This is a genomic window from Phycicoccus ginsengisoli, assembly GCF_054779295.1.
In genome coordinates this window covers 130,948-155,570 of sequence record NZ_BAAGYN010000009.1, presented here as the reverse complement: position 1 = coordinate 155,570, position 24,623 = coordinate 130,948, and the positions used below count along the sequence as shown (strand labels likewise).

Here is a 24,623-nt window from a genome sequence, read left to right as displayed (position 1 = left end):
TTCCCCGACCATGTCGATGCACCACTGACAAGGACATTCGTGAACGACTACTACCAGGACCTCGGCGTCTCGCGGGACGCCACCGCCGAGGACATCAAGCGCGCCTACCGCAAGAAGGCCCGCACGCTGCACCCGGACGTCAACCCCAGCCCGGAGGCGGAGGAGCAGTTCAAGAAGGTCTCGCAGGCCTACGACGTGCTCTCGGACGCCGAGAAGCGCCGCTCCTACGACATGGGTGCCGACCCGTATGCCGCCGGCGCAGCAGGCTTCGGCCAGGGCTTCTCGTTCAGCGACATCATGGACGCGTTCTTCGGCGCCGGGGCCGGCACCGCCCAGCGCGGTCCGCGCTCGCGCCAGCGCCGCGGCCAGGACGCCCTGATCCGGCTCGACATCGACATGGCCGACGCCGTGTTCGGGGCCGAGAAGGAGCTGACGGTCGAGACGGCCGTCGTCTGCTCCACCTGCCACGGCGACGGTGCCCAGCCCGGCACGTCCCGGCGCACCTGTGACGTCTGCGGCGGCCGGGGCGAGATCCAGCAGGTCCAGCGCTCGTTCCTGGGCCAGGTCATGACCAGCCGTCCCTGCATGACCTGCCAGGGGTACGGCGAGGTGCTCGTCAGCCCGTGCTTCGAGTGCTCGGGCGACGGCCGGGTCCGCACCCGCCGCACCCTGACCATCAAGGTGCCCGCCGGTGTCGACACCGGCACCCGCATCCAGCTGACGGGCGAGGGCGAGGTCGGCCAGGGCGGCGGCCCCGCCGGCGACCTCTACGTCGAGGTGTCGGTCCGTCCGCACGCGACGTTCCAGCGCCGCGGCGACGACCTGCACGCCACCGTCGAGCTGCCGATGACGGCAGCCGCGCTCGGCACGACGCTCAAGCTCGACACCTTCGACGGCTCCCAGGAGCTCGAGGTCAAGCCCGGCACCCAGGCCGGCGACGCGGTGACCCTGCGGGGGCTGGGCGTGACCCACCTGCGCGGCGGTGGTCGGGGCGACCTGATCGTCCACGCCAACGTGATGACCCCGACGCGCCTCGACGAGGAGCAGGAGGAGCTGCTGCGCCAGCTCGCGGTCCTGCGCGGGGAGGAGCGTCCCGAGGGGCGGCTCGCACCTGCGAACCACGGGCTCTTCGGCAAGCTGCGCGACGCCCTCAAGGGCCGGTAGCCCGGCCCGCGGCGTACTCCACGCCCGCGGCGAACTCCCTCGCGGCGTACTCCACGCTCACGGCGCCCACCCCGACCGCGGCGTACGATGGCCGGACAGCAGGACGGACCCGGGAGGAGGGCCCCATGGACACCACGGCCGAACGGCTGCGTCGCGCGGCCCTCCTGCTCGTCGCGGCCACGTCCGTGGCCGTCGTCCTGCTGGGCGGCACCGCTCCCGGGGGGCCGGTCACGCAGGCCGTGCTCGTCGCCGGGCTCGGCGGCGCCCTGCTCGCCCTCGCGTCGGCGTCCAGGGTCCGCGTCGCGGTCCCCGTCCCGGTCCGCGTGCACCGACCGGCCGACGGGTCGCGCCCGATGTCGGCGACCCCCTCCTGGCTGCACGTCGAGGTGCCGCGCCGCCCGCAGCGTCCTCGAGCTCCCGGGTCGCGCTGACCGTCCGCACCCTGCCGGTGTGCGGACGGCTCCGCCGACCTGACCACACCGTCCGCCCGGTCCCGGGCGAAGGAGCTCGACCATGAACCCGATCAACCCTGTCAGCCATGTCCTCGCCGCCGTGCTCGCCGGCGCCCACACCCTCGCCACCTCCCTCGGCCTCGCCCCCGGCTCGGCCGGTGCCTGGCTCGCCGCGCTCGCCCTGCTGGTCGTGGCCGTGCGCGGCGTGACCGTCCCCCTCGTCGTGCGCGGCGTCCGCGACAGCCATGCGCGGGCCCACGCCAGACCACAGCTGCTCGCCCTCCAGGCCCGGTATGCCGGCCGGCTCGACGCCGAGGGCCTGCGCCGCCTGCGTGCCGAACGCAAGGCGGTCCACGCGGAGCACGGCGTGGCGTCGTGGGGCCTGGCCCCGGCGCTGCTCCAGCTGCCGCTCCTGCTCGCGCTCTACCGCGTCGTCAGCCAGGTGACCGCCGGCCATCCCCTGGGCGCGCTCGACGCCGGCCTCGTGGCCTCAGCGGCGTCGGCGTCGGTCCTCGGGGTGCACCTGTCCAGCCGGCTCGGGCAGCTGCCCTCGCACCCGCAAGGCCTGGTCCTGCTGGCTGCCGTCGCGCTCGGCTCGGCGCTGCTCTCCTGGGCGACGTCGCGGTGGTTCACCGTGCCCATGACCGACCCGACCGGCCAGCCCGAGCTGCTCGTGGCCGCCCAGCGGTGGCTGCCCGCGGCAGGGGCCGTCGGCGTCCTGGCCGCGGCCTGGGTGGTGCCCGCCGGCCTCGTCGCGTACTGGTTCCTCAGCAACCTGTGGACCTTCGCCCAGCAGGGCCTGGTCTGGCGGTTCGCGCCGACACCGGGCTCACCGGCGGCGCAGCGGCGTGCAGCCCGACGTGGGGAGCAGCGCACTGCCTAGGCTGGGCGGGTGACGCTCCCGCTCTTCCTCGTCGACCCGGCCCTCGTCGACTCCGCGGTCCCCGGGACCGCGGTCGTGCTCGACGGGCCGGAGGGACGGCACGCCGCCACGGTCCGGCGCATCGGCGCGGGTGAGCGCGTCCTGCTCGCCGACGGCGCAGGCCGGCGGCTGCTGTGCGAGGTCACGGCCGCCGGCCGCGCCGAGCTCGACCTCCGCGTGCTCGAGGTCGAGGAGGTCCCGCAGCCGCAGCCGCGGTTCGTGCTCGTGCAGGCCCTGGCCAAGGGGGACCGGGACGACCAGGCCGTCGAGGCGGCCACGGAGTGCGGTGTCGACGAGGTCGTCCCCTGGCAGGCCGCCCGGTGCATCGTGCAGTGGCGGGGTGAGCGGGGGGAGAAGGCTCGGGCCAAGTGGGTGGCCACGGTCGCCGCCGCGGCCAAGCAGTCGCGCCGGGTCCGGGTGCCCGTCGTCGCCGAGCTCGCCACGACGAAGGCCCTCGCGAGCCGAGTCGCCGGCGCGGCCGCGGCCTACGTCCTGCACGAGGACGCGACCACGAGCCTGGCGGCCCAGGCCCTGCCGACCGGCGGCGACGTGCTCGTCGTCGTGGGGCCCGAGGGCGGCATCACCCCGGACGAGGTGGCCACGCTCGAGGCGGCGGGTGCGGTCGCCGTGCGCCTGGGCGAGACGGTGCTGCGGTCCTCCAGCGCAGGGCCGGCCGCGCTCGCGGTGCTGAGCGCGGCCGGCCGCTGGCGCTGAGCCGTCAGCGGACGGTGAACGGCACGGTCCGCTGCGCCGTGACCCCCTGGCCGTCGGCCTGGCTCACCTCGAACACCCGGATCGCGTAGCTCCCCGGGGTGAGCGTGCCGAGCGGGATCGAGTAGGTGCCCTGCTCGGGTGCGCCGACCGACGCCATGGTGTGGCCGTTCTTCACCGCGGTGCCGTCGCGGGCGAGCTCCCAGCTGACCGTCGCCTCGAAGACGATCGCCTGGCCGCTCACGGTGACCGCCGTGGTCGCGGGCAGCACCTGGTCGCGCGTGGGGGAGGTCACCCAGATGGCGGCCAGGTCCTCGTACAGGCGGTCCGACGGTGGCCGGGTGAAGGTCCGGCCCGCGGTCGGGATCGAGCCGAAGAGCCTGGCGTCGCGACCCTGGACGGTGAACCGCACCGGCACGTTGCCCTTCTGCACCGCGGCCTGCGCGGTCCAGACGAGCTCCTGGACGGCCAGCCTGCGCTGCTCCGCCGTGGGCGCCGCCTGGGGGTCGCCGGCGGTCACGAGGTCGACCGTGATGAGCTTCGGCGCGACCGTGACGGTGGCGATCGTCTGGCCCGACCACGGGCGGAGGTACGCGTCGGCGCCCGCCAGCTGCGGAGGCTGGATGGCCTCGACCAGCGCGGCCTTGGCACGAGCCGCCGGGTCGGAGCCGGACGTCGGCCGGCTGACGAACTCGCGGACCAGCTTCCAGGTGGGCTTGCTACCGCCCTGGGGGCCGACGAAGTAGACCGGCAGGCTCACCGCGCCCGGGACGGTGGTCGCCGAGGTGGTGCCGGTCGTCGGCGAGCTGCTGTTCGACGACGGGGCCGAGGACGACTGCGGCGCCGTGGTCCCGCTCGTCGCCGGTGTGGCGGTCCGGGTGGAGCTGTCCTGACCGGCCCACCAGACGCCGCCGATGATGGCTGCGACGGCAGCCGCGGCGGCCAAGGGCACGAGCCAGCGGCGTGGGCCGTGGCCTCCGCGCGCGCTCACCGGGCCAGCCTCTCGGGCCTGGTGCAGGATCGCCTCGAGGCGGTCTGGTGGTCGGACACTGCGGGTCTCCTCTGTCAGTTCGGTGCGGAGCTGGTCCTCGAGCCGGCGCAGCTCGTCGGGCTCGAGCCGGGGGTCGAAGCGGGGGTCGGGGGTCGGCGTGCGGCGGTTCACGAGCGCGCCTCCATCCGGTCGCGCAGGGCGGCGAGCCCGCGGTGGGCGTGGGCCTTGACCGAGCCGGGGGAGATGCCGAGGGCCTCGGCGATCTCGGCCTCGCTCAGCTCCAGGTAGTAGCGCATGGTGAGCACCTCTCTCTGGCGCTGCGGCAGGTCGCCCAGCGCCCGGACCATCGACCGCCTCGACTCGGACCCGAGCGCCCGGTCCTCGGCGCTCGGCTCGGTGCCCCGGCCCGGGACCCCGGCGTCGGCGCGCTCGCGGGCGAGGTGGCGCTCCTCGACCCCGCGATGGCGCAGGCCCGACCGGGCTCCGTTGACCACGGCCCGGCGCAGGTAGGCGGCGGCGCTGGCGGGGTCGCGCAGGCTGTCCCACCGGCGGTGGACCGCGACGAAGGCCTCCTGGACGACCTCCTCGGCCGCCAGGTCGTCGCGCAGGAGCAGCCAGGCCAGCCGGACGAGGCCGGTCCAGTGGGCGGCATACAGCTCCCGGACACCCTCATCGGCGCCCGGGTGCCCTTCGTCGCTCCGGTCGCGTACGGCCACGCCCAACAGTCCCACGCCCCGTTGACGCGCTGGTCGACCCGGGGGTTGACGCGCCGGAGTGGCTAATCTCGGGGCATGGCCGACGCCGACTGCATCTTCTGCAAGATCCTCGCGGGCGACATCCCCGCGGACGTGGTGCGCGAGGACGAGCACACCGTCGCGTTCCGCGACCTGGAGCCGCAGGCCCCCACGCACGTCCTGGTCATCCCGCGCGTGCACGTGCCCGACGTCGGCACCCTCGCGCGCGAGGCGCCGGACGAGGTGGCTCCCCTCTTCGCCGCGGTGCGCGCGGTCGCGGAGCAGGAGGGGATCGACGGGTTCGGGTACCGCAGCGTCTTCAACACCGGGGCAGGCGCGCAGCAGAGCGTGTTCCACGCCCACGTGCACGTGCTGGGCGGCCGGGCAATGACGTGGCCGCCCGGCTGAGGCGCACCGTAGACTGGACGGACCATGGCAGACGCTGATCATTCGACCTCACTGGGCGCTGACGCCGACGAGGGCCGCCCAGTCCCCACGCACACCGTCGTGATCCCGCCGCAGGTGCAGATGGTGACCCTCCTGGGTCCGCGCGACGAGCTGCTGCGCACGATGGAGCGGGCCTTCCCGCAGCTGCAGATCCACGTGCGGGGCAACGAGTTCCACCTGTCCGGGCCCAGCGCCGAGGTGGCGCTCGCCGAGCGCACGGTCGACGAGCTGCTCGCGGTAATGGAGGGCGGCCAGCCGCTCAACCGCGACGCCGTCGAGCGCTCGATCCAGATGCTGCGGGCGCAGACCGTCGAGCGGCCCGCCGACGTGCTGACCATGAACATCGTCAGCAACCGCGGTCGCACGATCCGCCCCAAGACCCTGAACCAGAAGCACTACGTCGACGCGATCGACAAGCACACGATCGTCTTCGGCATCGGGCCCGCCGGCACCGGCAAGACGTACCTCGCCATGGCCAAGGCCGTCCAGGCGCTGCAGGCCAAGCAGGTCAACCGGATCATCCTGACCCGGCCCGCGGTCGAGGCGGGGGAGCGGCTCGGGTTCCTCCCTGGCACGCTCAACGACAAGATCGACCCGTACCTGCGACCGCTCTACGACGCGCTGCACGACATGGTCGACCCGGAGTCGATCCCGCGGCTCATGGCGGCCGGGACGATCGAGGTCGCTCCCTTGGCCTACATGCGTGGCCGCTCGTTGAACGACGCGTTCATCATCCTCGACGAGGCGCAGAACACCTCGCCCGAGCAGATGAAGATGTTCCTCACGCGCCTCGGCTTCGGCTCCAAGATGGTCGTCACCGGTGACGTCACCCAGGTCGACCTGCCCGACGGGACGCGGTCCGGCCTGCGGGTCGTCCGCGACATCCTCGCCGACGTCGAGGACATCCACTTCTCGGTCCTCACCCCGCAGGACGTCGTCCGGCACCGGCTCGTCGGCGCGATCGTCGACGCCTACGGCCGCTGGGACGACGAGCAGCAGGGCAGCGGCCAGCAGGGCAGCGGCCAGCAGGTCGGCGGTGGCCGCAGCCAGCAGGCCGGCGGCGGCCGCGACCGGGGAGGACGTGGGCAGCGTGAGCATCGACGTCCTCAATGAGACCGACTACCGGCTCGACGAGCTCGAGCTGGTGGCGCTGTCGAAGTACGTCCTGACCCAGATGCGGGTCCACCCCGGCGCCGACCTGTGCCTGCGGCTGGTCGACGAGCCGGCCATGGAGGTCCTGCACGTGCAGTGGATGGACCTGCCGGGGCCGACCGACGTCATGAGCTTCCCCATGGACGAGCTGCGGCCCGGGCGTGAGGGTGAGGAGCCGGAGGAGGGCGTCCTCGGCGACATCGTGCTCTGTCCCAGCGTGGCGGCCCGGCAGGCCAAGGAGGCCGGTCACGCGACCGAGGAGGAGCTGCTGCTGCTCACGACGCACGGCATCCTGCACCTGCTCGGCTACGACCACGCCGAGCCGGACGAGGAGCGGGAGATGTTCGAGCTCCAGCGCCAGCTGCTGCTGACCTTCCTCGCCGGCCGCGGCCGGCCCTCGACCTGAACGGGGGAGCCGTGACCGGGGTCGTCGTCGCCGCCCTGCTGTCGATCGCGGTCGCCTTCCTGCTGTCCGCCGCCGAGGCGGCGATCTGGAAGGTCTCGCGCGTCCGCGCCCAGGAGCTGCTCGACGAGAACCGCACCGGCGCGAAGTCGTTGGCGCGCATCGTCGCCGACTCCGCGGCATACCTGTCCGTCACGGCGTTCCTGCGCGTCGTCGCGGAGGCCACGACGGCCGTCCTCATCACGCTCGGCACCATCGACCTCGTCGACGGATTCTGGACCCGGCTGCTCGTCGCCATCGGCGTCATGGCGCTGGTGTCGTTCGTCGTGGTGGGCGTCTCGCCGCGCACCCTGGGCCGTCAGCACTCCGACACCGTCGCGCTGCTCGCGTCGCCGCTCATCATCGGGCTGCGCAGCATCCTCGGCCCGGTGGCCCGGGTGCTCATCGCGCTCGGCAACGCCGTGACGCCCGGTCGGGGCTACCGCGACGGGCCGTTCCAGAGCGAGTCCGAGCTGCGCGACCTGGTCGACCTGGCGGGGGAGAGCGCTGTCATCGAGGCCGACGAGCGGCAGATGATCCACTCCGTCTTCGAGCTCGGCGACACCGTGGCCCGCGAGGTGATGGTGCCCCGCACCGACATGGTGACCGTGGACGGGCAGAAGACCCTACGCTCGGCGATGTCGCTGTTCCTGCGGTCCGGCTTCTCGCGCATCCCCGTCGTGGGCCAGGGGTCGGACGACATCCTCGGGCTGCTCTACTTCAAGGACGTCGCGCGCCGGGTCAACGCCGACCCCGAGGCCGCCTCGCTGCCGGTCACGGTGCAGATGCGCCCGATGCACTACGTCCCGGAGAGCAAGCCCGTGGACGACCTGCTGCGCGAGATGCAGCACGACCAGAGCCACTTCGCGGTCGTCGTCGACGAGTACGGCGGCACGGCGGGCCTGGTGACGATCGAGGACATCCTCGAGGAGATCGTGGGGGAGATCTCCGACGAGTACGACCGTGAGGCGCCGGGGGTCGAGGACCTCGGCGACGGGTCCGTCCGCGTGCCCGCGACCATGGACATCGACGACCTCGCCGACCTGTTCGACGTCGACATCGACGAGGAGGAGGTCGACACCGTCGGCGGTCTCATCGGCAAGATGATCGGACGGGTGCCGATCGTGGGCTCGAGCTGCGAGGTGGCCGGGTTGCGGCTGACCGCCGAGCGGATGGCCGGCCGACGGCACCGGATCGCCAGCGTCATCGTCCAGCCCGTGCGGGTCGGCGGCGACGCAGGCGGCGAGGCCGACGGGCACGGGTCCGCTTCGGGGACCTCATCCCCGGCGCGTCAGACCGCACGGCCGGGGGGCACTACGGTGGAGCCCGAGCGCGAAGGAGTGTCATGAGCCGCAACGGGTCCACGGGTGGCCGCGCCCCCGCCTCCACCGGAGGCGCCGAAGATGCCGGAGGGTATGCCGGTGAGCAGCCCGGCGGGTACGTCGCCGGCTTCGCCTGCCTGGTCGGACGCCCGAACGCGGGCAAGTCGACCCTGACCAACGCACTCGTCGGGCAGAAGGTGGCCATCACCTCCTCCAAGCCGCAGACGACCCGGCACACGATCCGCGGCATCGTCACCACCGACCGGTCCCAGCTCGTCCTCGTCGACACCCCGGGGCTGCACAAGCCCCGGACCCTGCTGGGTGAGCGGCTCAACGACGTCGTCCGCGAGACCCTGCTCGAGGTGGACGTCATCGGGTTCTGCCTGCCCGCCGACCAGAAGCCGGGCCCGGGCGACGCCTTCATCGCCCGGGAGCTGGCCGAGGTCCAGCGCGCCAAGCGCAAGCCGGTCGTCGCCATCGCGACCAAGACCGACCTCGTCGGCCGCCAACACCTGGCCGAGCACCTCATCGCCATCGACCGGCTCGGGTCGTGGGACGAGATCGTGCCCTGCTCGGCGACCGACGGCACGCAGGTCGACGACGTGGCGCGGCTGCTGTCGTCCCACCTGCCGCCGTCGCCCGGCCCGCTGTACCCCGAGGGCGTCCTCACCGACGAGCCCGAGGCGGTCATGATCGCCGAGCTCGTGCGCGAGGCCGCGCTCGAGGGGGTTCGGGACGAGCTCCCGCACTCGCTCGCCGTCGTCGTGGAGGAGATGGTGCCCCGCGAGGGGCGTCCCGCCGACAGGCCGCTGCTCGACGTGCGGGTCAACGTGTTCGTCGAGCGGCCGTCGCAGAAGGCCATCGTGATCGGCCGCGGTGGCTCCCGGCTCAGGGAGGTCGGCACCAACGCGCGGAGGGGCATCGAGGCGCTGCTCGGCCAGAAGGTGTACCTCGACCTGCACGTGAAGATCGCCAAGGACTGGCAGCGCGACCCCAAGCAGCTCCAGCGCCTCGGCTTCTGACCCCGGCTCTCCGTCACGTTCCTCGCACTCCGGGTCACTGAGCCGCGGTCCGCGGCGCCCCGTCGAGGGTCGAGTCGCCCGAAGTCGGGATGGCTGCCGTGGCGAAGGTCACGTCGGCGAATTTTATTGCGGCACAGGGGAAAGTTGCGCATCAACCGCTCGCACCCGGCATACGGCGCCGCCAAGATTTGTCTCGCGCGCGCAGTGTCGGCACAGTAGTTCGCTGGCCCGTAACCGTTTTGATACGCAACCGACGAGAACGACGGAGGAATGGCACGCCCGCGTGCCGGACACCACGTGACGACACAGCTGACCAAGACAGGTCCGGCCGGCCCCGGTGGGGCCAGGCACGAGACCGACACCCTCGAACCCCTCCACCCCGCCCTCGACCCGGTGATCGAGGAGCACCTCGCCCAGGAGCCGCAGCGGCTCGACTCGGTCGTCTTCGGCGTCACCGCCGTCATCGCGATCGGCTTCGTGCTGTGGGGATTCCTGTCGACCGACACCCTCAGCACCGCCTCGGGCAGCAGCCTGGGCTGGGTCGTGCACAACATGGGCTGGCTGTTCGCCCTCGTGGCCTCCGGCTTCGTGCTGTTCGTGATCTGGCTCGCCGCAGGCAAGTTCGGCCGCATCCCGCTGGGTCGCGACGACGAGGAGCCGGAGTTCAGGACGGTCTCGTGGATCGCGATGATGTTCAGCGCGGGCATGGGCATCGGCCTGATGTTCTACGGCGTCTCCGAGCCGCTGTCGCACTTCGTCAAGCCGCCGCCCGGCACCGGCGCCGCGGGCAACGAGCACGCGGTGCAGACCGCGATGGCCACGACGCTCTTCCACTGGACCCTGCACCCGTGGGCGATCTACGCGGTCGTCGGGCTCGCCGTGGCATACGGCGTCTTCCGCAAGGGGCGCTCGCTGCTCATCAGCTCGGCCTTCGCGCCCCTGCTCGGTGAAAAGAGGGTGAACGGCCCGGCGGGCAAGGTCATCGACATCCTCGCCATCTTCGCGACCCTCTTCGGCTCCGCCGCCTCGCTGGGCCTCGGCGCCCTGCAGATCGGCTCGGGCCTGGAGATCGTCACGGGCATCGGCACGGTCGGCAACGGCGTCCTCGTCGCGATCATCACGGTGCTGACCGTGTGCTTCATCCTCTCCGCCGTCTCCGGTGTCGCCAAGGGCATCCAGTGGCTGTCGAACATCAACATGGTGCTGGCGCTCGTGCTCGCCGTCTTCGTGTTCGTCGTCGGCCCGACGGTCTTCATCCTCGACCTCGTGCCGACCGCGGTGGGCTCCTACTTCCAGGACCTCGCGATGATGTCCGCCCGCACCGACGCCGCCGGAGGCGACGCGATGCAGGAGTGGCTGTCCGGCTGGACGATCTTCTACTGGGCCTGGTGGGTCAGCTGGACCCCGTTCGTCGGCATGTTCATCGCGCGCATCTCCCGTGGCCGCACCATCCGCCAGTTCGTGACCGGTGTGCTGCTCGTGCCGAGCGTCGTGTCGCTCGTCTGGTTCGCCATCTTCGGTGGCGCCGGCATCGACCTGCAGCGCGGTGGCACCGACCTCGCGGGCGAGGGCTCGTCCGAGGCGTCGCTCTTCGCGATGCTCGGCCACCTGCCGCTGTCGACCGTCACGTCCGTCGTGGTCATGCTGCTGGTCGCGATCTTCTTCGTGTCCGGCGCCGACGCCGCCTCGATCGTCATGGGGACGCTTTCCGAGCGCGGGACGCTGGCACCGACCCGCAAGACCGTCATCTTCTGGGGCGCCGCGACCGGTGCCGTCGGTGCCGTCATGCTCCTCGTCGGTGGCGAGGACGCGCTCTCCGGCCTGCAGAACATCACCATCGTGGCGGCCCTGCCGTTCCTGCTGGTCATGGTCGGGCTGGCCGTGGCGCTCGTGAAGGACCTGAGCAACGACCCGCTCATCGTGCGCCGGGCGTATGCCGTGGCCGCCGTCGAGCAGGCGGTGGTCGCGGGTGTCACCGAACATGGCGACGACTTCACCCTCACCTTCGAGGAGGCTGCACCCGGGGAGGGTGTGGGTGACCTCGTGACGACCACGACCACCACGTCGACGACGTCGACCACCTCGACGACCTCGACCCGCGCGACGGGCGACGACCCGACCCCGAGCACCTCCACTCCTGCCACGGGCCGGGAGGAACCAGCCACATCGTGAGCCGCTGACCGGGCCACCGTCCGAGCCGACCTATCCTTGGTCCCATGCGAGTTGGAGTGTTTGGGGCCACAGGACAGGTCGGCTCGGTCATGCGCGCGCTGCTCGACGAGCGCGGCTTCCCGGTCGAGGAGATGCGCTACTTCGCGTCGGCGCGCTCGGCGGGCTCGACGCTGCCGTGGAGGGGCCAGGACGTCACGGTCGAGGACACCGCGACGGCCGACTTCTCCGGCCTGGACGTCGCGCTGTTCTCCAACGGTGGGTCCACCTCCAAGGAGTGGGCGCCCAGGGTGGCGGCGGCCGGTGCCACGGTCGTCGACAACTCCAGCGCCTGGCGCAAGGACCCCGACGTGCCGCTGGTGGTCAGCGAGGTCAACGCCGACGACCTCGACACCATCCCCAAGGGCATCGTCGCCAACCCGAACTGCACCACCATGGCCGCCATGCCGGTGCTCAAGCCGCTGCACGAGGCCGCCGGGCTCGTGCGCCTCACCGTCGCGTCGTACCAGGCCGTGTCCGGCTCCGGCGGCAAGGGCGTGGCCGAGCTCGACACCCAGCTGCGTGGTGGGTATGCCGCGGGCGACCCCCGCGGACTGGCGCTCGACGGCCGTGCGGTCGCCGTGCCGGAGCCGAACGTGTACGCGGTTCCCGTGGGCTTCAATGTGATCCCGCTCGCCGGCTCGATCGTCGACGACGGCTCGCTGGAGACCGACGAGGAGCAGAAGCTGCGCCACGAGTCGCGCAAGATCCTGCACATCCCCGACCTGCGCGTCTCCGGCACCTGCGTGCGCGTTCCCGTGTTCACCGGGCACTCCCTGGCGATCCACGCCGAGTTCTCCGGCGACCTCAGCCCCGAGCAGGCGCTCGAGCTGCTCGGCCGCGCGCCTGGTGTCGTCGTGAGCGACGTCCCGAACCCGCTCGAGGCCGCCGGTCGCGACGAGGTGTTCGTGGGCCGCGTCCGGGTCGACCAGTCGGCACCCGAGGGAAGGGGCCTCGTGCTCTTCGTCGTCGGTGACAACCTGCGCAAGGGCGCTGCCCTCAACGCCGTCCAGATCGCCGAGGAGCTCCTCAAGCGCCGCTGACGCCTGCGGCGCGGCAGCTGCCGCGGTCCTCCGCGCGCGACACGCTGGTCTGCGCACAGACGAGCGTGTCACTGCGCGCGGATCCGCTCTCTGCGCACTGGGACGCGGATCTGTGCGCAGACGAGCGGGCAGGGTGCAGACGCGCCGGCGAGACGCGCAGAACGGTCGACCCGTGACAAACGGCACCCCGCGCATACGCGATGTGACCGTTTCGTCCCTGCTCCTTGTGCGGGTACCGGGGAACCCTCGACGGGTGTTCCGTGGACGGGCGGACCGGCGCGCGACGGGCGCGTCGGCCGCACAGTCGCGAGGAGCTCATTGTGGAACGACGAATGTGGCGGGTCGTGGTGGCGGGGGCTGCGGTGGGGTTGTCCACGGTCGCCTTCCAGGCCGTGCCCGCGCTCGCAGCTGCCGGGGGGACCGGGCACACGGTCACGGAGACGTCGCACCAGCACGGCACGTGGTCCGAGACGGGGGACACCGACTTCTGCACCGGTGAGACGATCTCGCCGACCATCACCGGCAACTCGGTCATGCACGTGACCTACTTCCCCGCCGGTGACGAGGTCTGGGGGACCTTCACGACCGAGGGCACCGGGTCCTTCGTCCAGCCCTCCACCGGCCTGACCTACAGCGGCCGGGTCACCGTGTGGGGCAACTTCAACGTGAACGAGAAGAACAGCAACGACACGTTCACGGCCTCGTTCAGCCTGTCGGCCGTCGACGCGAGCGGCGTGACCCACCTCGAGGTGGGTCACGAGGTGGCGCACGTGGCATACAACGCGGTCAACCCGCTCGAGCCGGTCGTGTCCTTCGACAAGATGTCGGCGACCTGCTCCTGAGGCGACGTCCCACCAGGCGCACGAATCTTGGCCCAAGATCCGGCTGGCGGGTGAAGGTTCACCAGCACAGCGGAGGTTGGGCCAAGATTCGGCCCGGGGGGGCTCAGCGGACGGCGCGCCAGACCGACTCGGCCTCGCTGGCCCCGGGTGACCACGGGGCGATCCACGGACCGGTGCCCTCGCTCGGGTCGAGCACACCTTCCTCGAGCCAGGCGTAGTCGCCGGCGAGGACGCCCTTCGCCAGCCGCCGGTCGTCGTCGTCGGTGTTGGACCACAGGGCGGTGAAGAGCGCCTCGACCCGCAGCCGGCTCTGCTCGCAGAACGTGTCGGCGAGCCGGTAGGCCGAGCGCCCGCGGGCCTCGTCGTCGGTCCGCAGCATCTCGGCTCGGCTGCACGCGGCGGTCATCGCGAACAGCTCGGCGCCGATGTCGACGACCCGGCCGAGGAACGCCTGCCGGTACTCCATCCCCGCCTGCCACCTCGACATCCCGTAGAACGTCTGCCGCGCCAGCTTGCGGCTGGACCGCTCGACGAACCGCAGGTGCCGCGCGAGGTGGCCGAACTCGGCATACGACGTCGGGACGTCACCCTTGCCGGCCACGAGCTGCGGCAGCCACTTCGCGTAGAAACCGCTGGCCCCGGCCGCGGCCCGCGCCTTGTCCTCGAGCGTCGCGTCCTTCTCCGCCAGCGCGCCGGCCGCCTTGAGGTGGGCGTCGACGGCCTCGCGGGCGATGAGCAGGTGCATGATCTCGGTCGAGCCCTCGAAGATCCGGTTGATCCGCAGGTCGCGCAGCATCTGCTCGGCCGGCACCGCCCGCTCGCCTCGCGCGCGCAGCGACTCGGCCGTCTCGTACCCGCGTCCGCCCCGGACCTGCACCAGCTCGTCGGCGATCCGCCACGCCATCTCGCTCGACCACAGCTTGGCCAGCGCCGCCTCGATCCGGATGTCCTTGCTGCCGGCGTCGGCGAGCTGCGCCGACAGCTCGAGCACCGACTCCAGTCCGTAGGTCGTCGCGGCGATGAACGCCAGCTTCTCCGCGACCGCGCCGTGCTCACCGACCGGCTTGCCCCACTGGACCCGCGCGGCCGACCACTCGCGCGCGATCTTGAGCGACCACTTGCCCGCGGCCGCACACATCGCGGGGATCGACAGCCGCCCGGCGTTGAGGGTGGTGAGCGCGATCTTGAGGCCCTCGCCCTCCTTGCCGAGCCGGTTCTCCGCGGGGACCCGCACCTGGTGGAACCGCGTCAGCCCGTTCTCGAGCCCCTTGAGGCCCATGAAGGAGTTGCGCCGCTCTACCGTGATGCCCTCGGCCGTGCCCTCGACGACGAACGCGGTGATGCCGCCCCGCTGCCCGTCGTGCTCGGGCACCCGCGCCATGACGACGAGCAGCTCGGCGACGACGCCGTTGGTGGTCCAGAGCTTCACCCCGTCGAGCAGGTATGCCGTGCCGTCGTCGGTGGGGGTCGCCGTGCTCGCCATCCGCGCGGGATCGGAGCCGACGTCCGGCTCGGTGAGCAGGAACGCCGAGATGGCGCCGGCCGCGCAGCGGGGGAGGAAGGCCTGCTTCTGCTCCGCGGTGCCGACGAGCTTCACCGGCTCCGGCACGCCGATCGACTGGTGCGCCGACACCAGCGCCCCGAGGCTCGGGTGTGCCGACCCGATCAGCATCAGGGCCTTGCCGTAGGCCGACATGGTCAGGCCGAGGCCGCCGTACTCGCGGGGGATCTTCATCCCGAACGTGCCGATCTCGGCGAGCCGCGCGAGGTCCTCGTCAGGGACCCTCGCGTCGCGCTCGATCCGGGAGCCGTCGATGCCGGCGCACACCTCACGCAGCCGGGCGAGGAACTCCTCGCCGCGGGCCTCGTCCTCGCGGCTGCCGCGAGGGTGCGGGTGCACCAGCCCGAGGTCGAACTGGCCGAGGTAGAGGCCCTTGGCGAAGCTGGGCCGCTGCCAGTCGGTCTCGCGCGCCTCCTCCGCGACGGCCCGGGACTCCCTCTCGCTGGCGTCGACCCGCGGGGTCGTCCCTGCTGCAGGACCCGGCGCGGGACCGGCCCCCTGGCCCACCGCCCCCTGGCCCGCCGCTGGCTGGCCCGCCGCTGGCTGGCCGGCCGCTGGCTGGCCTGCCGCCTGATCTGCTCCCTGCCGGACGTCACTGCTCATGACATCGCCTCCCTGGGCCCAGTCTCGCCCCCTCGTGGAGGAAGGGAAAGCCCGGAGGCGGCCCTGCACGGTCCCTCAGAGGTCGGTCATCCAGTGCCGCCAGGTCTGGGTGACGTGCATGCCGACGTGCTCGTAGAGGCCGAGGGCACCGGTGCGGGAGTCGGTCGACAGCTCGCTGCGCGTGGCGCCGTGGTCGCGGGCCCGCTCGAACGCGTCGACCAGCAGGGCCCGCGCGAGCCCCAGCCCCCGCTGGTCGCCGCGGACGGCGATGGCGTCCACGTAGCCCGTGTCCCCGGCCAGGATCGTGTAGCAGACCCCGACCTCCGCGCCTGCGGCGTCCGTGACGAACCGGATCTGCCACGGCTCGAAGCCCGGGCGCAGCGGCCCGCGCGGCGCCCAGTCCTCGTAGCTCGACGGGTCGCGGTCAGGCCACTCGTTGAAGGCGTCCTCGATGAGCTGGAAGGCGATCCGCCCGTCCCGATCGCCGGGCACGAACTCGCGCAACGCATATCCCTGCGGCAGCGGCTGCGGCTCGATGCTGTCGCCGGCGGGCAGCTGGAGGACCCACGACGTCCACCCCTCGCGGTAGCCGCGGGCCCTGAAGAACTCCTCGGGACCACTGCCGCCGGGGACGGTCTGCCCGACGAGCCGCGAGCCGCGGGCGCGGGCGCACTCCTCGACCCAGTCCGCGACGAACGTGCCGAGACCCAGCCCGCGGTAGTCCGGGTGCACGGACGAGTCGGCGCGTCGACCCTTGAAGACCTCGCCGAAGGCAGCGAGCCGCTCCCCGTGCCACACGCCGATGCTCTCCGTGGCCAGGTCGAAGCTGGCGCGCGCCCAGTCGCCCTGGATGTCCTCGAGCTCGATCGCGGCCTCGCCGATGTCGTGCGTCTCGGCGGCGTGGACGACCTCGAAGACCGCCCGCGCATCGGCCGGCTGGTGGGGGCGGGCGGTGAACCCGTCGGGGAGTGCCATGGCGGCATGGTGCCGGGTCCGGGGGAGTGACCGCACGCCGTTTTCGTATGCCGTGGGCCCGGGTCCCCGTCGAGAGGTCGCGACATGCTGACGAATCGGACCGACCTCACCGTGTTCTGACCTCTCGACGCGGCGGGGAGATCGTGGGAGAGTCCTCTCGAAACAGTTCTCTCACATCAGCGAGGGGGTCGGTCGTGGCCAACCCGTACGGCGACGTCGAGCTCGACCCCCGGGGGATGCGGGCGCTGGCCCACCCCGTCCGGCTCGCCATCCTCAGCCGGCTCCAGGGCCACGGCCCGAGCACCGCGACGGCGCTGGCCCCCCTCGTCGGGGCCACGCCGTCGGTGACGAGCTGGCACCTGCGCCACCTCGCCGAGCACGGCCTGGTCCGCGACGCCGACGTCGAGTCCGACGGCCGTCAGCGCTGGTGGGAGGCGGTCGGGCGTGGTTTCCGCTTCGCGGCGACCGACGAGGCGAGTCTCGACGCGGCGACCGTGCTCGAGCGGACGATCATGGAGCAGGCGGCCGGGCTGCCCGAGCGCTGGGCGCGCGAGGTGGAGCCGCTGCTGGAGGTCGACTGGCGCCGCTCGGCGGGGCTGTCGAACACCACGGTCGAGGTCACCGCCGACGAGCTGGCCGAGGTCGAGGCGGCGATCGAGCACGTGCTCGCGCCCTACGTCCTGCGCAAGGGCGCGGGGGAGCGGCCCGAGGGGGCGCGACGGGTCCGGATGCTGCGCTACGTCCTCCCCGAGGGTCCCGACGCCGAGGGTCCCGACGCCGAGGGTCCCGACGCCGAGGGAACCGATCCCGAGGGAACCGATCCCGAGGGGGCCGACCCCGAGGGGGCCGACCCGGAGGCGCCCGAGGCCGAGGCCCGCACGTGAGCCCGGGTCGCGGCCGTCCGCCGGTGGCCGCGGCCGCGCTCGACCGCGGCCCGCTCTGGCGCGACCGCCGGTTCGCCACCTACTGGGCCGGCCAGGGGATCTCCCAGTTCGGTGACCGCATCACCGAGCTGGCCCTGCCGCTGATCGCGGTCACCACGCTGCACGCGGAGGCGCGGACGGTGGGTCTGCTCACCGCTGCGGTCTGGGCGCCCAACCTCGTGTCACTGTTCATCGGCACCTGGGTCGACCACCACGAGCGCAAGCGCCGCCTGCTCGTCCTCGCCGACCTCCTGCGGGCTGCCGTCCTGCTGAGCCTGCCGTTCGCGCACTGGTTCGGGCTCGTGACCCTGACCCAGCTCTTCGCCGTCGCGCTGGTCGCCGGTCTCGGGCAGGTGCTCTACCAGACCTCCTACCCGAGCTTCTTCGTCGGCCTCGTGCGCCGCGACCAGTACGTCGAGGCCACCAGCCTGCTCAGCGCCACCCGCTCCGCGTCCTTCGTCGCCGGGCCCGCAGTCGCCGGTGGGCTGATCCAGGCGCTCACGGCGCCGGTGGCGATGCTCGTCGACGCCGCGTCGTTCCTCGTGTCCGCCGTCCTCATCGGGCGGGTGCGGGTCCGCGACCTCCCCGTCGACCCGGCCCCGGCCGGCTCCCTGCTGCGCCGGGCACGGGACGGCATGGCGCTGGTCGTGCGCCACCCGTACCTGCGCCCGTCGCTGCTGTGCGCCACCACCATCAACTTCTTCAACCTCATGGTGAGCGCCCTGCTCGTGCTGTTCGCGAGCCGGGAGCTGGGCCTGTCGGCGGGGCTCATCGGGCTCGCCCTGGGGATCGGCGCGACGGGGGGCCTCCTCGGGACGGTGGCGGCCGGGCGGCTGTCGAGGCGCTTCGGCATGGGCCGGACGATCATCGCCGGAGCCGTCCTCTTCTCCGCCCCGTTCGCCGCCCTGCCCCTCGCGGGCGGTCCCGTGTGGTCGCGCGTGGGGGCGCTCGCCCTCGTGGAGTTCGTGTCGGCCTTCGGGGTGATGTGCTTCGACGTCCCGCTCAACGCGGTGATGGCTGCCGTCACGCCCGACCCCGTCCGTAGCCGGGTCACCGGCGCGTTCTCGACCGTCAACTACGGCATCCGGCCACTCGGCGCGGTGGTCGGTGGGCTGCTCGGGGACGCGATCGGCGTCCGGCCCACCCTGGTCGTCGCGGCGGTCGGTGGGACGCTCGCCTTCGCCTGGCTGGTCCGCTCGCCGATCGCCTCGACCCGCGGCATGGACTACCTCGAGGTTCCCGAGCCCGTCGCCAGCTCCGCAGCAGGCGGTTGAGGCTCACCCTGCGGCGAAGTCCCAGCCGTGCTCGGCCAGCGCGTCGCGCAGCAGCCGGAGCGCCATCGGGCCCACGCCGTGCAGCGCGGCGAGCTGGTCCTCCCGGAGCGCGCGGACCTGCTCCAGGGTCCAGATGCCCTCGGCCCGCAGCGCGCGCGTGGCAGGGGCCCCGATCCGCGGCAGCGGCGTGCCCTCCGGAGCCACCGCCCGGTCGGTCCTGGGTGCCCCGGCCTCGGCGTCCACGACGGCCGCCCCCCGGGGCGAGAGCCGGTAGCCGATGTCGAGCGACTCGGTGAGGCCCAGCTCCTTGAGCTTGCGGACGTCCCGCTTGAAGGAGGGGGTGTCCCGCCCGAGCTCGGCCGCGAGCTCAGGGGCACGGACGGTGGGGGAGCGGTCGATGACGCCCAGGGTCGCCCGGGTCCACGGCCCGATCGACGACGCGGCGTCGAGCCGGTCCAGCCGCCGCCTGATGGCGGCCACCTCCTCGTCGTCCGGCACCGCAGCCCGGAGCTCCTCGCGGGGGTCGGCGCCGGCATACCGCAGTCCCACCCGCCAGACCGGCCGGTCGGCCTTCGCCGCCAGCATCCCCCGCAGCTGGGCGAGGGACGGCGCACCCGCGCGGTGTGCCTCGGCGGCGGTGATCCGCGAGGGGGCGACCTGGTCCACGCTCGTCACCTCGAGCAGCCCGACCCGGGTGCGCAGCCGCGTGCCCACGAGCACGCGCGGCCGGTCCCAGCGGCGGAACGCCAGGTCGACGGCACCGGCCTTGATGGCCGCGAGGGTGTCGGGGCGGATCATCATGCGCCGAACCTACCGACGGACCTTCGGCACTGTCGCCCACCTCCTCGCGGCGGTCCAGTGGGACTGGACAGACGCGGAGGTGCACCATGACGAGCCCCACCATCGAACCCCGGACCAGCACGTCCCAGACCAGCACGTCCCCGACCCGGACGCCCCAGACCCGGACACCCCCGACCCGCGGCCAGCGACGGGTCGGCTACGCCGTCGGCGCCGTCGTCAACGCCCTCATGCTGGTGGCGGTGAACTGGTGGCCCGGCTGGGACGCCGTGCCGTTCCTCACCGCCGACACCCGGCTCGTCCTCGGCTGGGTCAACGCCTCCATCGTGGTGGGCCTCGTCGCCAACCTCGTGTATGCCGTGAGCGACCCGCCCTGGCTGCGTGCCCTCGGCGACGGGGTGCAGAACGTCGTCGGCCTGGTCGCGATGGTGCGGCTGTGGCAGGTCTTCCCCGTCCACTTCGCCCCGGGCGGCTTCGACTGGGAGCTGGTGGCGAGGGTGTTCCTCGGCATCGGCATCGTCGGGGCCTCGATCGCGATCCTCGTGGCGCTCGTCCGGCTGGTCCGCCGGGCCGCCGCGTGACGCGACCGCACACGTGACCCGGTTGCACGCTTGACGCGACCGTAAGGGTTGATATGCAATATATCGCGTGCCCGTCCCCGCTGTGACCGCTCCCGGCCCGCTGCGCCAACTGCTGCGCGAGGACGTCTACCAGCGGCTCCGGCGCGCGATCGTGGACGGGACCCTCGAGCCCGACGAGGTGGTCCGCGACCAGGAGCTGGCTGCCTGGCTCGGCGTGAGCCGGACCCCGGTCCGCGAGGCGCTCCTGCGCCTCCAGCAGTCCGGTCTCGTCACCGCCACCCCCGGGCGCTCCACGCGGGTGACGTCGCTCGACGCCCGGGCGACCCGCGACGCCCAGGCGGTGGTGGCTGCCGTGCACGAGGTCGCGGTCCGTGCGGCGGTGGCCCAACTGAGCGCCGACGACCTGGCCGAGATGGCCGAGGCCAACCGGCGGTTCGCCCGTGCCCTGCGGCGCGGCGACGCCGAGGCCGCGCTCGCGGCCGACGACGAGCTGCACGGCATACCGGTGCGTGCCGCGGGCAACGAGGCGGTCCGCGACGTGCTCGAGCAGTACACCCCGCTGCTTCGGCGCGTCGAGCGGCTGCGGTTCGGCTCGCTCGACGCCCGTGGGTCGGTGCGGCTGCACGATCGGCTCATCGCGGCCTGCACGGCCCGCGACCCGGATGCCGCCGCCCGGGCGAGCACCCTCACCTGGCAGACCCTCGTCCCACTCCTTGACCGAGCCACCGGAGGCACGCTGTGAGCATCCACGACTTCGACCGGTACCCGCTGACCTTCGGACCGAGCCCGGTCCACCGGCTCGACCGGCTCACCGCCCACCTCGGGGGAGCCCAGCTCTGGGCCAAGCGGGAGGACTGCAACAGCGGTCTGGCGTTCGGCGGCAACAAGACCCGCAAGCTCGAGTACATCGTCCCCGACGTCCTGGCCTCGGGCGCCGACACCCTCGTCTCCATCGGCGGCTACCAGTCGAACCACACCCGGCAGGTCGCCGCCGTCGCCGCCAAGCTGGGCCTGAGGTGCCGGCTGGTGCAGGAGAAGTGGGTGGACTGGGACGACCCGGTCAACGACAAGGTCGGCAACCTGCTGCTGTCGCGGATCCTGGGCGCCGACAGCCGGCTCGACCCGCACGGCTTCGACATCGGCATCCGCTCCTCGTGGGAGGACGCCCTGCGCGAGGTCGAGGAGGGCGGCGGCACGCCGTACGGCATCCCGGCCGGGGCGTCGGAGCACCGGCTGGGCGGCCTGGGCTTCGCCAACTGGGCGTACGAGGTGGCCGAGCAGGAGCGGGACCTCGGAGTCTTCTTCGACACGGTCGTGGTCTGCACGGTCACCGGCTCCACGCACGCCGGGATGGTCGCGGGGTTCGCGGCGCTCGAGGACGCGGGCGGGCGTCCTCGCCGCGTCATCGGCATCGACGCCTCGGCGACGCTCGAGAAGACCCGTGCCCAGGTCGACCGCATCGCGCGCCACACGGCGGCCCTCATCGGGCTCGAGCGCGACCTGCGCGACGACGAGGTGACGGTGCTCGAGGGCTGGGCCGGCGACCGGTACGGCATCCCGGTCGAGTCGACGGTGGAGGCGATCCTGCTGTCCGGGCGCCTCGAGGCGATGATCATCGACCCCGTCTATGAGGGGAAGTCGATGGCCGGCCTCGTCGACCTGGTGACCTCCGGCGAGATCGGCAGGGACTCGACCGTGCTCTACGCCCACCTCGGCGGCCAGCCTGCGCTCAACGCCTACTCCGGGATCTTCCCCTTCTCGTCGTGACGTCGCTGTCCGGATCGTGGGCGCCGGGAACCGCACGTTGGACGGATGCCGCGCACGCGGCATACCCTCGACGCGTGCGTTCCTCGCGCCTCCTTCTTCGCCGCCGCGGCGGGGCCTGACCGATCAGCCGCCCCTCGTCGCGGAGTTCGCGTTGCCGGCTGAGGCCCCACCGGGCCACCCCAGCGAATCGATAGGCGAGACATCATGATCCACCCCCAGCAGCCGTCGCGTATGCCGGTCGCGAAGTACGTGCCGTTCCAGGACCAGATCGCGGTGGACCTGCCCGACCGGACCTGGCCCACCAAGGTCATCGAGAAGGCGCCGCGCTGGTGCGCGGTCGACCTGCGCGACGGCAACCAGGCCCTGATCGACCCGATGAGCCCGGACCGCAAGAAGCGGATGTTCGAGCTCCTCGTGCGCATGGGCTACAAGGAGATCGAGGTTGGCTTCCCGTCGGCGAGCCAGACCGACTACGACTTCGTGCGCATGCTCATCGAGGACGACATGATCCCCGACGACGTGACGATCCAGGTACTGACGCAGTGCCGCGACCACCTCGTCGAGCGCACCTTCGACGCGATCCGCGGCGCCAAGCAGGCGATCGTGCACTTCTACAACTCGACGTCGGTGCTGCAGCGCCGGGTGGTCTTCGGGCTCGACCAGGACGGCATCGTCGACATCGCGCTCCAGGCGGCGCGGCTGTGCCGCAAGCTCGAGGAGACCGTCCCGGACACCGTCGTCTACTACGAGTACAGCCCCGAGTCCTACACGGGGACCGAGCTCGACTTCGCGGTGCGGATCTGCAACGAGGTGGCCGACGTCATCGACCCGACGCCGGACCACAAGATGATCATCAACCTGCCGGCCACGGTCGAGATGGCGACGCCGAACGTGTATGCCGACTCGATCGAGTGGATGATCCGCCACCTCGAGCGGCGCGAGTCGATCGTCGTCAGCCTGCACCCGCACAACGACCGCGGAACCGGCGTGGCCGCCGCCGAGCTCGGCTACCTCGCCGGGGCGGACCGGATCGAGGGCTGCCTGTTCGGCAACGGCGAGCGCACCGGCAACGTCGACCTCGTGACGCTGGGCATGAACCTGTTCAGCCAGGGGATCGACCCGCAGATCGACTTCTCGGACCTCGACGAGATCCGTCGCACGGTGGAGCACTGCAACCAGCTGCCGGTGGCCGAGCGGCACCCGTGGGGCGGCGACCTGGTCTTCACGGCGTTCTCGGGGTCGCACCAGGACGCGATCAAGAAGGGCTTCGAGGACATGGAGCGCCAGGTGGTCTCGTCCGGGAAGTCGATCAACGAGCTGGTGTGGGGCGTGCCCTACCTGCCGATCGACCCGCATGACGTCGGCCGGTCCTACGAGGCCGTCGTGCGCGTCAACAGCCAGTCGGGCAAGGGCGGCGTGGCCTACCTGCTCAAGAAGGAGCACCAGCTCGACCTGCCGCGCCGCCTGCAGATCGAGTTCAGCGGCGTCGTCCAGGCCAAGACCGACACCGAGGGCGGCGAGGTCAGTGCCGCGCAGCTGTGGGACGCCTTCCAGGACGAGTACCTGCCGGCGGTCGACGGCGGCGCGAACACCTGGGGCCGGTTCACCCCGGTGACGCACTCGCTCATCACCGAGGACGGCGGCGTCGACCGCATCACCGCCACCATGCTCGACCACGGCCAGGAGGTCACCGTCGAGGGCAGCGGCAACGGCCCCATCGCCGCCTTCATCGACGCACTGTCGACGCTCGGGGTGGACGTGCGGGTGCTCGACTACGCCGAGCACGCGCTGTCCGCCGGCGGTGACGCCAAGGCGGCCGCGTACGTGGAGTGTGCCGTCGGCGACCGCGTGCTGTGGGGCGTCGGACTGCACGCCTCGATCGTCAAGGCGTCGCTGACCGCGGTGCTCTCGGCGGTCAACCGCGCCGAGCGGGAGTCCGCCACCGCGTGAGGTGAGGTGTGCCGTGGGGCAGGGGCCCACGGCACGCCCTTCGCCGAGCGGTGGTGGTCGCAGGGATGCGGCCCAGCGGCGGAGCTCGCGCCTGTCAGCGGACGCCGCGGGGGCGGAACTGGATGGAGATCCGCGGCCCGACGGCCTTGGTGGTCTTGGGGATGCAGTGGTCCCAGGTCCGCTGGCACGACCCGCCCATGACGACCAGGTCGCCGTGGCCGAGCGAGAAGCCGATGGAGGAACCGCCTCCGCGCGGCCGCAGCATGAGTGAGCGCGCCGAGCCGACCGAGACGATCGCGACCATGGTGTCGGAGTCCTTGGACCGGCCGATGCGGTCGCCGTGCCAGGCCACCGAGTCCCGGCCGTCCCGGTAGAGGCACATGCCGGCCGTCACGAACGGCTCACCGAGCTCCGCGGCATACCAGCGGCTCAGGGCCTCCCGCGCCTCGGCGAGCACCGGGTGGGGGAGGCGCTCGCCCTCGTCGTAGAACTTGAGGAGCCGCGGGACGTCGACGACGCGCTCGTACATCTCCCGCCGCTCGGCGTGCCACGGCACGTCGTGGTGCAGCTCGTCGAACACCCGGTCGGCGCCCGCGAGCCACCCGGGGCGGTAGTCCACCCACGCGCCCCGCGACAGTGGGGTGCGGGTCAGGCCCGTCCCCAGGTCGCGCAGGGCGACGTCCTCCCCGGTGTCGAGAAGCGAGGCCTGCCAGGCAGCGGTCATGCGTGCCAGCATACG

At 72.6% G+C, this 24,623-nt stretch carries 24 protein-coding genes; 18 read left to right on the top strand and 6 right to left on the bottom strand.

Features of this window, described 5'->3' with window-relative positions; translation table 11 throughout:
• Positions 1-39 precede the first annotated feature (39 nt).
• From dnaJ to ACYVDO_RS15555, 4 genes are all read left to right on the top strand, one after another.
• Positions 40-1,164, top strand: coding sequence for a molecular chaperone DnaJ (dnaJ, locus tag ACYVDO_RS15570; protein WP_460937527.1), 1,125 nt, complete (start codon positions 40-42; stop codon positions 1,162-1,164).
• Between the two features lie 125 nt (positions 1,165-1,289).
• The gene (locus tag ACYVDO_RS15565; RefSeq protein WP_460937525.1) at positions 1,290-1,595 is read left to right on the top strand and encodes a hypothetical protein; all 306 of its coding nucleotides are present in this window, start codon (positions 1,290-1,292) and stop codon (positions 1,593-1,595) included.
• A gap of 82 nt (positions 1,596-1,677) precedes the next feature.
• Positions 1,678-2,499, top strand: a complete 822-nt coding sequence (locus ACYVDO_RS15560) for a YidC/Oxa1 family membrane protein insertase (RefSeq protein WP_460937523.1) — start codon at positions 1,678-1,680, stop codon at positions 2,497-2,499.
• Between the two features lie 9 nt (positions 2,500-2,508).
• Positions 2,509-3,252, top strand: a complete 744-nt coding sequence (locus tag ACYVDO_RS15555) for a 16S rRNA (uracil(1498)-N(3))-methyltransferase (RefSeq protein ID WP_460937521.1) — start codon at positions 2,509-2,511, stop codon at positions 3,250-3,252.
• A gap of 4 nt (positions 3,253-3,256) precedes the next feature.
• Here the strand turns inward: ACYVDO_RS15555 and ACYVDO_RS15550 are convergent, their stop codons facing one another.
• Both ACYVDO_RS15550 and ACYVDO_RS15545 read right to left on the bottom strand, forming a co-directional pair.
• Entirely contained in the window at positions 3,257-4,411 is a 1,155-nt protein-coding gene (locus tag ACYVDO_RS15550; RefSeq protein WP_460937519.1) for a Gmad2 immunoglobulin-like domain-containing protein, read from the bottom strand.
• A complete protein-coding gene (locus ACYVDO_RS15545) occupies positions 4,408-4,956 on the bottom strand; it encodes a SigE family RNA polymerase sigma factor (RefSeq protein WP_460937517.1) in 549 nt (182 codons plus the stop codon). The genes ACYVDO_RS15550 and ACYVDO_RS15545 overlap by 4 nt, the downstream gene beginning before the upstream one ends.
• 75 nt (positions 4,957-5,031) lie before the next feature.
• Here ACYVDO_RS15545 and ACYVDO_RS15540 point away from each other — a divergent pair, with 75 nt between their 5' ends.
• The 8 genes from ACYVDO_RS15540 (at position 5,032) to ACYVDO_RS15505 (ending at position 13,452) form a co-directional block, all read left to right on the top strand.
• Complete coding sequence (locus ACYVDO_RS15540; protein ID WP_460937515.1) at positions 5,032-5,382, top strand: histidine triad nucleotide-binding protein; 351 nt, start codon at positions 5,032-5,034, stop codon at positions 5,380-5,382.
• A 24-nt stretch (positions 5,383-5,406) separates the two neighbouring features.
• Positions 5,407-6,534: a PhoH family protein gene (locus ACYVDO_RS15535; protein ID WP_460937513.1), complete on the top strand. Its 1,128-nt coding sequence runs from the start codon at positions 5,407-5,409 to the stop codon at positions 6,532-6,534.
• On the top strand, positions 6,512-6,979 hold the full coding sequence (ybeY, locus tag ACYVDO_RS15530; RefSeq protein ID WP_460937511.1) for an rRNA maturation RNase YbeY: 468 nt from the start codon (positions 6,512-6,514) through the stop codon (positions 6,977-6,979). Before ACYVDO_RS15535 ends, ybeY begins: the two co-directional genes overlap by 23 nt.
• A gap of 11 nt (positions 6,980-6,990) precedes the next feature.
• Positions 6,991-8,364, top strand: coding sequence for a hemolysin family protein (locus ACYVDO_RS15525; RefSeq protein WP_460937509.1), 1,374 nt, complete (start codon positions 6,991-6,993; stop codon positions 8,362-8,364).
• Positions 8,361-9,359 (top strand): GTPase Era, encoded by a 999-nt coding sequence (gene era, locus ACYVDO_RS15520; RefSeq protein ID WP_460937507.1) that lies wholly within the window; start codon positions 8,361-8,363, stop codon positions 9,357-9,359. Before ACYVDO_RS15525 ends, era begins: the two co-directional genes overlap by 4 nt.
• Before the next feature lie 297 nt (positions 9,360-9,656).
• A complete protein-coding gene (locus tag ACYVDO_RS15515; protein ID WP_460937505.1) occupies positions 9,657-11,531 on the top strand; it encodes a BCCT family transporter in 1,875 nt (624 codons plus the stop codon).
• A 44-nt stretch (positions 11,532-11,575) separates the two neighbouring features.
• Positions 11,576-12,610, top strand: a complete 1,035-nt coding sequence (locus ACYVDO_RS15510) for an aspartate-semialdehyde dehydrogenase (protein WP_460937503.1) — start codon at positions 11,576-11,578, stop codon at positions 12,608-12,610.
• 320 nt (positions 12,611-12,930) lie between these two features.
• Complete coding sequence (locus tag ACYVDO_RS15505) at positions 12,931-13,452, top strand: hypothetical protein (RefSeq protein WP_460937501.1); 522 nt, start codon at positions 12,931-12,933, stop codon at positions 13,450-13,452.
• A 103-nt stretch (positions 13,453-13,555) separates the two neighbouring features.
• On the opposite strand, the gene ACYVDO_RS15500 is transcribed toward ACYVDO_RS15505, so the two are convergent.
• Positions 13,556-15,616, bottom strand: coding sequence for an acyl-CoA dehydrogenase family protein (locus ACYVDO_RS15500; RefSeq protein ID WP_460937499.1), 2,061 nt, complete (start codon positions 15,614-15,616; stop codon positions 13,556-13,558).
• A gap of 75 nt (positions 15,617-15,691) precedes the next feature.
• Positions 15,692-16,591: a GNAT family N-acetyltransferase gene (locus ACYVDO_RS15495; protein ID WP_460937497.1), complete on the bottom strand. Its 900-nt coding sequence runs from the start codon at positions 16,589-16,591 to the stop codon at positions 15,692-15,694.
• Between the two features lie 194 nt (positions 16,592-16,785).
• Here ACYVDO_RS15495 and ACYVDO_RS15490 point away from each other — a divergent pair, with 194 nt between their 5' ends.
• A complete protein-coding gene (locus ACYVDO_RS15490; RefSeq protein ID WP_460937495.1) occupies positions 16,786-17,475 on the top strand; it encodes a helix-turn-helix domain-containing protein in 690 nt (229 codons plus the stop codon).
• Positions 17,472-18,788: an MFS transporter gene (locus tag ACYVDO_RS15485; protein WP_460937493.1), complete on the top strand. Its 1,317-nt coding sequence runs from the start codon at positions 17,472-17,474 to the stop codon at positions 18,786-18,788. Before ACYVDO_RS15490 ends, ACYVDO_RS15485 begins: the two co-directional genes overlap by 4 nt.
• A 3-nt stretch (positions 18,789-18,791) precedes the next feature.
• On the opposite strand, the gene ACYVDO_RS15480 is transcribed toward ACYVDO_RS15485, so the two are convergent.
• Complete coding sequence (locus tag ACYVDO_RS15480) at positions 18,792-19,589, bottom strand: helix-hairpin-helix domain-containing protein (RefSeq protein WP_460937491.1); 798 nt, start codon at positions 19,587-19,589, stop codon at positions 18,792-18,794.
• 86 nt (positions 19,590-19,675) lie between these two features.
• Here ACYVDO_RS15480 and ACYVDO_RS15475 point away from each other — a divergent pair, with 86 nt between their 5' ends.
• From ACYVDO_RS15475 to leuA, 4 genes are all read left to right on the top strand, one after another.
• Positions 19,676-20,167 (top strand): hypothetical protein, encoded by a 492-nt coding sequence (locus ACYVDO_RS15475; protein ID WP_460937489.1) that lies wholly within the window; start codon positions 19,676-19,678, stop codon positions 20,165-20,167.
• Between the two features lie 67 nt (positions 20,168-20,234).
• A complete protein-coding gene (locus ACYVDO_RS15470; protein ID WP_460937487.1) occupies positions 20,235-20,909 on the top strand; it encodes a GntR family transcriptional regulator in 675 nt (224 codons plus the stop codon).
• Positions 20,906-21,934 carry a 1-aminocyclopropane-1-carboxylate deaminase gene (locus tag ACYVDO_RS15465; RefSeq protein ID WP_460937485.1) on the top strand — a complete coding sequence of 343 codons (1,029 nt, stop codon included), beginning with the start codon at positions 20,906-20,908 and terminating at the stop codon, positions 21,932-21,934. Before ACYVDO_RS15470 ends, ACYVDO_RS15465 begins: the two co-directional genes overlap by 4 nt.
• 204 nt (positions 21,935-22,138) lie before the next feature.
• Positions 22,139-23,884 (top strand): 2-isopropylmalate synthase, encoded by a 1,746-nt coding sequence (gene leuA / locus ACYVDO_RS15460; protein ID WP_460937482.1) that lies wholly within the window; start codon positions 22,139-22,141, stop codon positions 23,882-23,884.
• 94 nt (positions 23,885-23,978) lie between these two features.
• Here leuA and ACYVDO_RS15455 read toward each other — a convergent pair whose 3' ends face one another.
• Positions 23,979-24,608, bottom strand: a complete 630-nt coding sequence (locus ACYVDO_RS15455; RefSeq protein WP_460937480.1) for an alpha-ketoglutarate-dependent dioxygenase AlkB — start codon at positions 24,606-24,608, stop codon at positions 23,979-23,981.
• Positions 24,609-24,623: the final 15 nt, after the last annotated feature.

Excerpts from the sequence above, each read along its gene's own strand:
- ACYVDO_RS15455 (WP_460937480.1), bottom strand. The coding sequence starts at position 24,608 with ATGACCGCTGCCTGGCAGGCCTCGCTTCTCGACACCGGGGAGGACGTC.
- leuA (WP_460937482.1), top strand. The coding sequence starts at position 22,139 with ATGATCCACCCCCAGCAGCCGTCGCGTATGCCGGTCGCGAAGTACGTG.
- ACYVDO_RS15565 (WP_460937525.1), top strand. The coding sequence starts at position 1,290 with ATGGACACCACGGCCGAACGGCTGCGTCGCGCGGCCCTCCTGCTCGTC.
- era (WP_460937507.1), top strand. The coding sequence starts at position 8,361 with ATGAGCCGCAACGGGTCCACGGGTGGCCGCGCCCCCGCCTCCACCGGA.
- ACYVDO_RS15560 (WP_460937523.1), top strand. The coding sequence starts at position 1,678 with ATGAACCCGATCAACCCTGTCAGCCATGTCCTCGCCGCCGTGCTCGCC.
- ACYVDO_RS15540 (WP_460937515.1), top strand. The coding sequence starts at position 5,032 with ATGGCCGACGCCGACTGCATCTTCTGCAAGATCCTCGCGGGCGACATC.
- ACYVDO_RS15500 (WP_460937499.1), bottom strand. The coding sequence starts at position 15,616 with ATGAGCAGTGACGTCCGGCAGGGAGCAGATCAGGCGGCAGGCCAGCCA.
- ACYVDO_RS15535 (WP_460937513.1), top strand. The coding sequence starts at position 5,407 with ATGGCAGACGCTGATCATTCGACCTCACTGGGCGCTGACGCCGACGAG.
- ACYVDO_RS15495 (WP_460937497.1), bottom strand. The coding sequence starts at position 16,591 with ATGGCACTCCCCGACGGGTTCACCGCCCGCCCCCACCAGCCGGCCGAT.
- ACYVDO_RS15510 (WP_460937503.1), top strand. The coding sequence starts at position 11,576 with ATGCGAGTTGGAGTGTTTGGGGCCACAGGACAGGTCGGCTCGGTCATG.
- ACYVDO_RS15475 (WP_460937489.1), top strand. The coding sequence starts at position 19,676 with ATGACGAGCCCCACCATCGAACCCCGGACCAGCACGTCCCAGACCAGC.
- ACYVDO_RS15480 (WP_460937491.1), bottom strand. The coding sequence starts at position 19,589 with ATGATGATCCGCCCCGACACCCTCGCGGCCATCAAGGCCGGTGCCGTC.